This window comes from Actinoplanes sp. ATCC 53533 (assembly GCF_003947245.1).
This window is the reverse complement of record NZ_QHHV01000041.1, coordinates 47,948-57,869: the sequence shown is the minus strand read 5'-3', so window position 1 is coordinate 57,869 and position 9,922 is coordinate 47,948. Positions and strand designations below refer to the sequence as shown.

At 69.9% G+C, this 9,922-nt stretch carries 11 protein-coding genes; 3 read left to right on the top strand and 8 right to left on the bottom strand.

Going from position 1 to position 9,922, the window contains the following annotated elements; all coding sequences use genetic code 11:
* Positions 1–75 precede the first annotated feature (75 nt).
* Positions 76–864 carry a DUF4232 domain-containing protein gene (locus tag DMB66_RS61170; RefSeq protein ID WP_370318465.1) on the top strand — a complete coding sequence of 263 codons (789 nt, stop codon included), beginning with the start codon at positions 76–78 and terminating at the stop codon, positions 862–864.
* 117 nt (positions 865–981) lie between these two features.
* Here the strand turns inward: DMB66_RS61170 and DMB66_RS15295 are convergent, their stop codons facing one another.
* The 5 genes from DMB66_RS15295 to DMB66_RS15275 all read right to left on the bottom strand — a co-directional run bounded on the left by DMB66_RS15295 (position 982) and on the right by DMB66_RS15275 (position 4,475).
* Positions 982–1,485 (bottom strand): DUF2199 domain-containing protein, encoded by a 504-nt coding sequence (locus DMB66_RS15295; protein ID WP_125804746.1) that lies wholly within the window; start codon positions 1,483–1,485, stop codon positions 982–984.
* A gap of 48 nt (positions 1,486–1,533) precedes the next feature.
* Entirely contained in the window at positions 1,534–1,935 is a 402-nt protein-coding gene (locus DMB66_RS15290) for a hypothetical protein (protein WP_125804745.1), read from the bottom strand.
* Positions 1,936–2,749: 814 nt separating this feature from the next.
* Positions 2,750–3,217, bottom strand: a complete 468-nt coding sequence (locus DMB66_RS15285) for a MarR family transcriptional regulator (RefSeq protein ID WP_125804744.1) — start codon at positions 3,215–3,217, stop codon at positions 2,750–2,752.
* A gap of 93 nt (positions 3,218–3,310) precedes the next feature.
* Complete coding sequence (locus DMB66_RS15280; protein WP_125804743.1) at positions 3,311–3,964, bottom strand: hypothetical protein; 654 nt, start codon at positions 3,962–3,964, stop codon at positions 3,311–3,313.
* 94 nt (positions 3,965–4,058) lie between these two features.
* The gene (locus DMB66_RS15275) at positions 4,059–4,475 is read right to left on the bottom strand and encodes a nuclear transport factor 2 family protein (protein ID WP_125804742.1); all 417 of its coding nucleotides are present in this window, start codon (positions 4,473–4,475) and stop codon (positions 4,059–4,061) included.
* Positions 4,476–4,661: 186 nt separating this feature from the next.
* On the opposite strand from DMB66_RS15275, the gene helR reads away from it, so the two are divergent.
* Both helR and DMB66_RS15265 read left to right on the top strand, forming a co-directional pair.
* The gene (gene helR / locus DMB66_RS15270; protein ID WP_125804753.1) at positions 4,662–6,821 is read left to right on the top strand and encodes an RNA polymerase recycling motor ATPase HelR; all 2,160 of its coding nucleotides are present in this window, start codon (positions 4,662–4,664) and stop codon (positions 6,819–6,821) included.
* The gene (locus DMB66_RS15265; RefSeq protein WP_125804741.1) at positions 6,821–8,392 is read left to right on the top strand and encodes an MDR family MFS transporter; all 1,572 of its coding nucleotides are present in this window, start codon (positions 6,821–6,823) and stop codon (positions 8,390–8,392) included. Before helR ends, DMB66_RS15265 begins: the two co-directional genes overlap by 1 nt.
* An 11-nt stretch (positions 8,393–8,403) precedes the next feature.
* Here the strand turns inward: DMB66_RS15265 and DMB66_RS65225 are convergent, their stop codons facing one another.
* From DMB66_RS65225 to DMB66_RS15255, 3 genes are all read right to left on the bottom strand, one after another.
* Entirely contained in the window at positions 8,404–8,529 is a 126-nt protein-coding gene (locus tag DMB66_RS65225) for a hypothetical protein (protein WP_255440688.1), read from the bottom strand.
* Positions 8,530–8,715: 186 nt separating this feature from the next.
* On the bottom strand, positions 8,716–9,228 hold the full coding sequence (locus tag DMB66_RS15260) for a DUF3291 domain-containing protein (protein ID WP_125804740.1): 513 nt from the start codon (positions 9,226–9,228) through the stop codon (positions 8,716–8,718).
* Positions 9,229–9,250: 22 nt separating this feature from the next.
* The gene (locus DMB66_RS15255; RefSeq protein ID WP_125804739.1) at positions 9,251–9,868 is read right to left on the bottom strand and encodes a metalloregulator ArsR/SmtB family transcription factor; all 618 of its coding nucleotides are present in this window, start codon (positions 9,866–9,868) and stop codon (positions 9,251–9,253) included.
* Between the last annotated feature and the right edge of the window lie 54 nt (positions 9,869–9,922).

The following is a 9,922-nucleotide window of genomic DNA, read 5'->3' as shown; positions in this document are numbered from 1 at the left end:
TCTGCGGGCGTTCCCGAGGTCTGCGGGCGCTCCCGAGGTCTGCGGGCGCTCCCGGCGTCCGCGGGCGGGGGCGGGGTGCGGTCTCGTCAGCACTCACCGCGATCGGATGGCGACGTAGGGAACGGGGTGGCGCGGACCGGGTCGCAGGTTGTCAGGGATGCCCAGAATGGGTCGGTGATCAGAATCCGGGCCTACCGCTTCGTTGTTCCGTTTGCCCTCGCGGCGCTGCTCGTCGGCTGCGCTCGACCGGTGAGCTCGTCCACCTCGGAGCCGCCTGCGTTCCCGTTGGACTCGGTGTCTTCTCTGCCTGGGCACGCGTCCCCGTCGGCGAGCACCGTGACGTGCCCGCCCGAGGGTGTCCGGCTTGAGGTGGGGCAGGGGGACGCCGCGATGGGGCTGCGGGTGCTCGGCATTACGTTGGTCAATTGCGGGTCGCGGACCTACCGGCTGAACGGTTATCCGGTAGTGCGGTCTCTCGACGACGACCGGACGGCGCTGAAAGTCCGGGTCCTGCACGGCGTTAGGGAGATCATCGGCTCGGCCATACCGTGGGACGGCCCGCCGAAGCCGGTGGTCCTGAAGCCGGGGCAGCAGGCTGGCACGGCCGTGGCCTGGCGTAACACCTACGACGACGTCCGAGAGCCACCGGTGACGGTGAGGTTCCTCGATATCGGCCCGCTGGCCGGTCGCCCGTCCCAGATCATCCAGCCGAACGGCGGTCTCGACCTGGGCAGCACGGGCCGGATGGGAGTCAGCGCGTGGCGCCTCCTTCCAGACGGCTACGCCACGGCATCCCCAATGGACCAGCCTGTCCCCGGCACCTCCGCCCCGGCACCGGTGGAAACCGGCGGCCCGCTGCCGTAACGCGCGCGGAGAGCGCGAGTCAGCCGGGGTGCGGGGACGGTGGCGGACCTGGAGACCAGCGAACGAACGACTCCGCCCAGTCGAAGGTGGACCGATGTGAGGACGTTGCGCGAGGAGCTACGGGTGGAGGAGCATTTCGGCTATCTCCCGTACTCTTTCCGTGGTTATGCCGCTGCGTTGTTCCGCTGCCAGCGGATGGTCGGTCGGTTCGAGTACCACGTGTGGCCGAGTGCCGACCGGCCCGGTGTGCACGTCGGTCTTGAGGTTCAATGTCTCCGTCGGATATACCGGAAGCTGCGTGGAGAGCCAGCCGAAGTACCCGGGTTCCCGTTCCCGGCCTTGGGTTGTCCAAAGATCGAGGACGCGGCCGAAGCTGTCCCTGCTGAGCGACACCCATACGCCCCACTCGAAGTTCTCGTCGGCATCGAGCACGGGGATGACCAGGCGTGCCCTGACGAAGTAGTGCTGTGCCTGGATGATGCAGGTCTCATCCTCGAGAACGCTGCGCTCGTCGCTCACGAGATCGTCATGCCAGTACGCCGGCGCTTCCGCCCCGTACGAGAACGGAAGACCTTCATGGCGCTGACCGCAACCGCGACATACATATCCTTGATCGACCACGATGCGACGGTACAGACCTTCCCGGACGGGCAAGTGCCGGGCGTACGGTCAGAGCAGTGCTTCGATGACCTGGTCGGCTCGTTCTTCGTGTTTGTCGTAGGCGTCCGGTAGTGCCGATCGTTGGACGGCTTGTGCGGCGGCGCCGAGGCTTTTGGTTTCCCAGTCGGTTACCGTGAGTAGTCGTTCGTAGAAGGCGTCCGCGGCGTAGCGTGGTTTCATCAGTTGTGCCACGGTGCCCCAGCCCTGGCTCGGGCGTTGTTGGAAGACGCCGAGTGAGTCGAAGTTGTCGCCGCTTCCCTCGTTGGGTCGGTTGAGGGAGGCCGGGACGGTCGGGTTGGCCAGGTTGCGCAGGCTGGATTCCTGCATTCCGGTCATCATGGCGACCAGCATCGCTCGGCGGGGAAGGCCGCGGTCCTGGGCGGCTTGGACGATCACCGCGGCGTTGTTCATCTGGGTTTGGTTGAGGCCTGTCACCGGTCGTGGTGGGCGGGTTGTCTTCGGTGTCGGGGTGGCAGTCGCGGCCGGTCTGGACGGTTTGACTGGTTTGGTTGGTGTGGGGGAGGTGCGGATGCCGCCGCGGGTGGCGGAGTGGGGGGTGCTTGATCGTTGCGGGGGTGCGGCGTCGATCGCGGCCGGTACCGCGGTTGGTTGCTCGGTGCCGTTGACGGTGACGGCGGTGCTGATGGCGGCGGCGGTGACGGCGCTGATCGCGATCAGGATGATCGTGGTGCGGGCTGGTTGGCGGGCTCGGCGTCGGCCTTTGCGGTGGGGGTGTGGCGACCAGTCCGGGTCGTACATGTTCGGTCGGGATCCGGGCCATGGGTAGGTCGCGGGGTGGCGGTTCGAGCCGGGTGTCCTGGTGTTTGGTGGTGGTTGGTCGTGGCTGGGTTGGAGGTAGGCGACGCGTTGACGTGGCAGCGGGGGTCGGGTCGCGGCTGGCTGTCGATACTGTGCGGGGTTGGTTCGGTGCTCTGCGTCAGGTGTTCGATCGTGTGCTGCCGGATGCTCCGGGAACGCCGCTGCCACGAACGTGACCATCCTTCCGCAACCGTCTGGTCTTCTACCGGGAAGTACGGTCGCCCAGCGGTCTGCGGATCAATGCCTGGACGATCCGGAGCCAACCCCGGCCCCACCCGCGTGGATCAGCGTGTCGCCGGGTGCTCAAGCGAAGTCGCTGGCGGCCATTGATCTTTGCTCTTTGTCAGCGCCGCCGCCGGGCGGCGGTCGCTCCGCGACCGGTTCGGGAAGGCGATCGGGCAGGTGCTCAGTCCACCGAGCCGCCGGTGTTTCGGATCAGCTGCCGGAGCACCTTGAGCGTCGTGACGTAGTCCGCCTCATCAATGTCTTCGTGCATGCGAGCGCGGATCGCCGGCGCATGCTGTTTGAGGCTGACGCGGCCCTCTTCCCCCGCTTCGGTGATCCACAGCCTTCCTTCGCCGTCTCTGGTCAGCCATCCGCGTTCCAGCAGAATCTCCGCTTCGCCGGCCAGATCGTCCTCGGCCCTGAGATAGGAGCTCATCGCCTGCCGCAGCTCCGGGACTGTCATTCCGCCACCAGCCGGCAGGAGGTCGTTCTTGGAGAGGTTGCGCAGCAGCCAGAACTGCGGCTGAGTGAAACCGAGCTCGGCATGCCGGGCTCGGGTGAACGTGATGAGAGACTCGTACGCGACGCCTGTCCAATAGGCGGCAGGTTGGGCTGCGAGTTCGGCATCGGACAACTGCTCTGTCGTCACAGGTCCACCTCCGTTGGCCAATGATCGAGGAATGGAATGTAGAACCTCAACCTTGGTTGAAGTCAAACGCCGCCGCCGGACTTCGACGTGGTGCTACGACGCTCTCCACAGAGCGGGGTCGTCGTAGTGGTTCTTGGCGCCCTCGCGCAGAACCGTCCGCAGCCGGGCGAGGCCATCGGCGCCTGCCGGAAGGCGCAGGCGCTCCAGCAGAGTGAGCGCCTCCGCCGGTTGAAGGTCGCCGTAGACCTCGTGATAGCCGGCCAGCAGACCGTGGAGCACCGCCGGGTGCAGCTCGGCGACTGTTGCGGCGGCTTGGAGGATGTCGTGCTTGTCGGCCCAGCGGACCGCGCCGGAGTCTTCCAGCACGTGGCGGGCGCGGCGGTGCAGCGGACCGTGGGCCAGCCGCGGCAGGAGACCGTTCGCCGCGAGACGGCGTACGTCGTCGCCGATCAACGCGGCGAATGCGGCTGCGGAGGTGTCTCCGACAAACCAGTACGTCCGCAGGGACAACCGCAGATTCTCGATCGGATCGGCAGCTTCCAGACGGGTGCGGCAGCCGGCCCGGAAGGCGTCGATGACCGCTGGGTCGTGGTGGTCGCGAACGTATTCGTTCACATGGGTCAGCACCTCGAACTCACCGGTCAGATCCAGCAGGCCCAGTGCGGTCCGGACCCGCCGCACCGGGTCTGCCGGGCCTTCGAAGACCATCTCGTACGCACAGCCGAAAGCCACGTCGTCGTTCGACATCTCCGTCGCACCGAAAGGCCTACTGTTCAGCCATCGACCGGGCCCGAGCGGTGTTATCCCAGCCCCGGCCAGCCACCGCAGGGCCAGGTCGGCGCTAACGGGTCACCTCGTCGCGGCCGGCGTCGAGCCCGGCGGCGTCGAGCGCGGCGTCGACCCCGGCGTCGAAACGCTCGTACCGGGTCACCCGGCCGTCGATGATCCGCAACAGTGAGCCGATCCGGAAGCTGTCCTGCGGCTCGCCCGTGGCGGGATCCCGCCAGCGGGCCTCCTGCTCGACCACCACGAGGCCGTCCCCGCCGCAGAACCAGCGCAGCGGTGACGCCGAGAAGCCCGAGCGGGCGAGCCAGTCGCTGAGCACCGAGCGGGGCGCGCTGCCGCGCCCGCGTGGACCCACGATGTCGATCTGCTCCCGGCTCAGGGACTCGACGCGGGCGCCGTCTCCGGCGTTGACCGCCGCCAGCCATTGCTCGACCACGCCGAGCGCTCCGGGGATCCGCGTCGCGTTCGTCATGGGACCAGGCTAAGACCGCAAAAAAGCCCGGACAAAAGCCGGGCGGGGAGGGGATGAAGGGGAGTGACCACACCCTTCCACCTCTAACGTATACCGCACCGGGGGGCTTGCCGCAAGACCCGGGTCATACCGCAGAATCGTCCGCCGAGGCCAAAAACCTGCGGAAACGGGAGCTTCAGCTTGCCTGTGAACCCTCTGACCACCAGCGCGTTCGATCTTCCTGAAAACCTCCTCCCCAAGGCCGACCCGGCGCTGATCGCCGGCGACGAGCAGCACTTCGCGGCCATCGCGGAGAGCCTCGCGCGGTCGATCGCCGGGCTGTCCGACAGCCTCGACACCCAGCGCAAGGCGCCCGCCGGCAAGGGACGGCAGGCGGTGGACCGGGACACCGAGGTCCACCGGCTGACCGCTCGCCTGCGCGCACTGCGCCGCTTCAGCCTGGATCTGTGCCTCGGCCGCATCGTCAGCGCCGACGATGCCGAGCCGGTGTACATCGGACGGTTCGGCCTCACCGACGACGCGGGGCGCCGGCTGCTGCTCGACTGGCGTTCGCCGGCGGCCGAGCCGTTCTTCGGCGCGACCCACGCCAACCCGATGGGCCTGGTGAGCCGGCGCCGGTACCGCTGGACCCGAGGCCGGGTCAGCGACTACTGGGACGAGGTGTTCACCCCGGACGGCTTCGCCGGGCACGCCGCGCTCGACGACCAGTCCGCCTTCATCGCCAGCCTGGGCGGCAACCGGTCGGCCCGGATGCGGGACGTGCTCGGCACCATCCAGGCCGACCAGGATGCCATCATCCGGGCGGGATCCCGCGGCGCTCTCGTCGTCGACGGTGGCCCGGGTACGGGCAAGACCGTCGTCGCCCTGCACCGCACCGCCTACCTGCTCTACTCCGATCCCCGCCTGGGTCAGCGCCGCGGTGGTGTGCTGTTCATCGGTCCGCACCAGCCCTATCTGGCCTACGTCGACGACGTGCTGCCCAGCCTCGGGGAGGAGGACGTGCAGATCTGCACCCTGCGCGACCTCGTCGCCGAGGGAGCCACGGCGGCGGCCGAGACCGACCCGGAGGTGGCCCGCCTGAAGTCGTCCGCGGATCTGGTGCGGGCGATCGAGACCGCCGTCAGGTTCTACGAGCAGCCGCCCGCCAAGGGCACGACGGTCACCGCCGGCGATGCCGACATCTGGCTGAGCGCCGGCGACTGGGCCGAGGCGTTCGAGGCGCCGGGACCCGGCACCCCGCACAACGAGGCGCGGGACGAGGTCTGGGAAGAACTGCTGACGATCCTGCTGGCGAAGTACGACGGCGATGAGCCGGACGACCTGGTCCGCGCGTCGTTGCTGCGGAACCGGGAACTGCGCACCACCTTCAGCCGCGCCTGGCCGCTGCTCGAGGCGACCGACCTCGTCGGGGACCTGTGGTCGGTGCCCGCCTATCTGCGCAAGTGCGCTCCCTGGCTCGGCCCCGACGAGATCCGGAAGCTGCAGCGCGGCAACGCCCACGCCTGGACGGTGTCCGACCTGCCGCTCCTGGACGCGGCACGGCAGCGGCTCGGCGACCCGGAGGCGTCCCGGCGCAACCGCCGGCGCGACGCCGCTGTCGCCGTCGAGCGTGAGCGGATGGCCACGGTTGTCGACGACCTGATCGACTCCGCCGCCTACGACGACGGTGAAGGCGTGCTGGTGAGCCTGCGGCACCAGGATCTGCGGGACGCCCTGGTCGACGACGCCGCGCTGCCCGGCGCCGAGCCGGACCGGCTCGCCGGCCCGTTCGCGCACATCGTCGTGGACGAGGCCCAGGAGATGACCGACGCGGAGTGGCAGATGCTGCTGCTGCGCTGCCCGTCCCGGAGCTTCACGATCGTCGGGGACCGGGCCCAGGCCCGGCACGGGTTCACCGAGTCGTGGCGGGAACGGCTGGAGCGGATCGGGCTCGACCGGATCGACCTGGCCGCACTGAGCATCAACTACCGGACGCCGGAGGAGGTCATGGCTGCGGCCGAGCCGGTCATCCGGGCCGTGCTCCCGGACGCCAACGTGCCCACCTCGATCCGCAGCAACGGCGTCCCCGTCGTACACGGATCGGTCTCCGCCTTGAGCGCGACCCTCGACGCCTGGCTCGCCGCGCACGCCGAAGGCGTCGCCTGCGTCATCGGGGACCCCACCTTCCGGGCCACCGACCGCGTCCGGTCGCTGACCCCGGAGCTGTCCAAGGGGCTCGAGTTCGACCTGGTCGTCCTCGTCGACCCGGAGGCGTTCGGCACCGGCATCGAGGGAGCGGTCGACCGCTACGTCGCGATGACCCGGGCCACTCAGCAACTTGTCATTCTCACGACGGGGGAAGCGTGATGACGTCGGCCACCGGCAGCACGGTCGAACAGCCGGCGGAGGCCGCCGGGAAGATGTCGCATCGCGAGGTCGTCCAGGCGCTCTCCGGCCTGATGCTCGGCCTGTTCGTGTCGATCCTGGCCTCCACCGTGGTGTCGAACGCCCTGCCGCGGATCATCGCCGACCTGGGCGGCACCCAGTCCGTCTACACCTGGATCGTCACCACGGAACTGCTGGCCATGACGGCGACCCTGCCGCTGTGGGGCAAACTGGCCGACCTCTACAGCAAGAAACTCCTGATCCAGCTCTCGCTCTGCCTGTTCGTCGCGGGCTCGCTGATCGCCGGCCTGACCCCGAACGTCGGCGTCCTGATCGTCAGCCGGATCGTCCAGGGCGTCGGCGCGGGCGGGATGGGCGCGCTCGCGCTGATCGTGATGGCGGCGATGATCCCGCCGCGCGAGATGGGCCGCTACTCCGGCATGTTCGGCGCCATCTTCGGCGTCGCGACCATCGCCGGACCGCTGATCGGCGGCCTGCTGGTGGACACCTCCTGGCTCGGCTGGCGCTGGTGCTTCCTCATCGGGGTGCCGTTCTCGCTGGCCGCGATCGCGCTGCTGCAGAAGACGCTGCACCTGCCCCGGACGCCCCGCAAGCCGGTCTCGATCGACTGGCTCGGCGCCGTCCTGATCACCGCGGGCGTGTGCACCCTGCTGGTCTGGTCGACGCTGGCCGGCCACCACTTCGCCTGGGCGTCGTGGCCGACCGCGATCTTCGTCGTGGGCGGGCTGCTGCTGCTCGCCCTTTCCGGGTACGTGGAATCGCGGGCCAAGGAGCCGATCATTCCGTTGAGCGTCTTCCGCAACCGGACGGTCTCGCTGACCATCGTCGCCAGCGTGCTGGTCGGCGTGGCGATGTTCGGCGGCACGGTCTTCCTGTCGCAGTACTTCCAGATCTCGCTCGGCAAGTCGCCGACGGTCGCCGGGCTGATGAGCCTGCCGCTCATCTTCGGCCTGCTGGTGTCCTCGACGGTCGCCGGCCAGCTCATCACCAAGTACGGCCGCTGGAAGGCCTACCTGGTGGCCGGCTCGGTGGTGATGACCGGCGGCATGCTGCTGCTCAGCACGATCGACGCGCACACCGGCGTGCTGACGCTGTCGGCGTACATGGCGGTGCTCGGCGTCGGCGTCGGCATGCTGATGCAGAACCTGGTGCTGGCGGCCCAGAACGACGTCCCGGCGCAGGAACTGGGCGCGACCACGTCGTCGCTCACGTTCTTCCGGAGCATGGGTGGCGCGATCGGGGTCAGCGCGCTGGGCGCGGTGCTGGCCAGCCGGGTGACCTCGCTGCTGGCCGAACGCCTCGGCGCGACCGCGACGGGCGGCACGGCGAAGGTGCCCGACCTGGCCACCCTGCCGCCGCAGGCGCTGACCGTCGTCCGGGACGTCTACGGCGAGGCCACCGCCGGCCTGTTCCTGGTGGGCGCCCCGATCGCGCTGCTCGCCGTGATCGCGGTCCTGTTCATCGAGGAGAAGCCGCTGCACACGCTGAGCGGCGACGAGCGGCGCGCGCGGGAGGAAGCGGTCGCCGGCTGACCCTGGGGGCCTCAGCGCACGCCGCTCATCAGCCGGCCCACCGGCCGGGTGGCGGTCACCGGTGCGGCCCCGGCCGCGCCGGCGACCAGGCCCAGGATGCCGAGGCCGGCCCCAAGCCGGGGGCTCGAGGGCGGCATCGGCGGCCGACCGTCGCCGTGGCCCCCGAAACCCCTCTATCCCAGCAACCTAGGATGCTTACGCGTGGTGCCCGGCGTCACTCCTGGCGCCGGCGAGCCCATCAATCCGGTGCTCGATCAGGGGGCCGATCTCACCGATGGGCTGATCCGCAGCCGGGCCGCGCGGGGCCGGCAGGCGATTGTCGTTCAGGCCCTGGGCTGGCCGGCGACCGCCGGGTCGACGGCCTGGTCGTCGGGGGTCGGGTTGATGGTCGGGCCGGGGGCCGGATGCGGCTCGCGGAACGTGAAGGCCTCCGGTGAGGGGCCGAGTCGGGTCAGCAGGGCCAGCCGGTCGCCGGCCTCGGTGACGGTGGGTAGCGTCCCGGCCGGGATCCACCACAGCACCTGGTGCGGTCCGCCGAAGGTGCGGAACCAGTCGCGCCGCCGGCGCATGGGCTCCAGGTGCCCGGACCGGTAGGTGAATGCGTGCAGTGACTCGACCGACTCCCACACGGTCAGGTTCACGATGACGTCCGGCTCGAAGGGGCGCAGCGCGGTCGCGTCGCCCGAGGAGTCCTGGAGCCGCCAGACGTATCCGGGGGAGCGTTCCGCCAGGTCGTTGATCTCGGGTAGCCGGGCGACGAAGTCGGCCAGTTCGGGACTTTCGAGCGGGGCGCGCAGCCGGGCGAGGTTGAGTTGCGCGAGGTGATAGCCAGCCATGCCGAGCAGCCTACCGTGTAAGTCAATGGTTATTGTTTTTACATGTGACGGTCACGCAGCATCCCGCCGGTCCCGGGTCGAGCCGCGCCACCCGGCCGCCGTCGCCCACCAGACCCTCGATCAGGGCCAGGTTGAGTCCGCACACCAGCGGCGGGTATGCCTGCGCCATGGCGTGGAACGGGCAGTTGCGCAGCCGTACCGTTCCGTCGGTGTCCTCGGCCGGCTCGTAGCCGAGCGCCGTGAGGCTCTCGACCAGCTCGCCCCCGGCGAGCTTCTCGCCCTGCTCGCGGGCCGCCGCATAGGCTGCCGGCTCCGCGCCGGCCTGCTGCACCGCGGCCGAGAGCACGTCGGCCAGCAGCCGGTAGTCGCGTGGCGGCAGGGCCAGCGCGTACTCGGTCGCCGCCCGGCGGTACAGCTTCGCCGGCCGGCCGGCGCCCGGCCCGCCGGAGCGCGGGGCGTAGGCCGTCTCGAGCAGCCCCGAGTCAACCAGCTTGTCCAGGTGGAACGCCGCCAGGGTGCGGCCGATGCCCAGCGCCTCGACCACGGCGTTGCGGCTCACCGGCTGGGCGGACGCCGCGACGTGCTCGTACACCGCGCGGCGCACCGGTTCCCGCAACGACCCGAACGCCTCGAACGACATACCCCGACGCTACCCGCGGGCCGTCGCGGCAACTCCGTAGGGAAGGCCCCGATC

Coding starts and splice junctions, on each gene's coding strand:
- DMB66_RS15290 (WP_125804745.1), bottom strand. CDS start 1,935: ATGAACAACGCCGCGGTGATCGTCCAAGCCGCCCAGGACCGCGGCCTT.
- DMB66_RS15280 (WP_125804743.1), bottom strand. CDS start 3,964: ATGTCGAACGACGACGTGGCTTTCGGCTGTGCGTACGAGATGGTCTTC.
- DMB66_RS15275 (WP_125804742.1), bottom strand. CDS start 4,475: ATGACGAACGCGACGCGGATCCCCGGAGCGCTCGGCGTGGTCGAGCAA.
- DMB66_RS15265 (WP_125804741.1), top strand. CDS start 6,821: ATGACGTCGGCCACCGGCAGCACGGTCGAACAGCCGGCGGAGGCCGCC.
- DMB66_RS65225 (WP_255440688.1), bottom strand. CDS start 8,529: ATGCCGCCCTCGAGCCCCCGGCTTGGGGCCGGCCTCGGCATCCTGGGC.
- DMB66_RS15260 (WP_125804740.1), bottom strand. CDS start 9,228: ATGGCTGGCTATCACCTCGCGCAACTCAACCTCGCCCGGCTGCGCGCC.
- DMB66_RS15255 (WP_125804739.1), bottom strand. CDS start 9,868: ATGTCGTTCGAGGCGTTCGGGTCGTTGCGGGAACCGGTGCGCCGCGCG.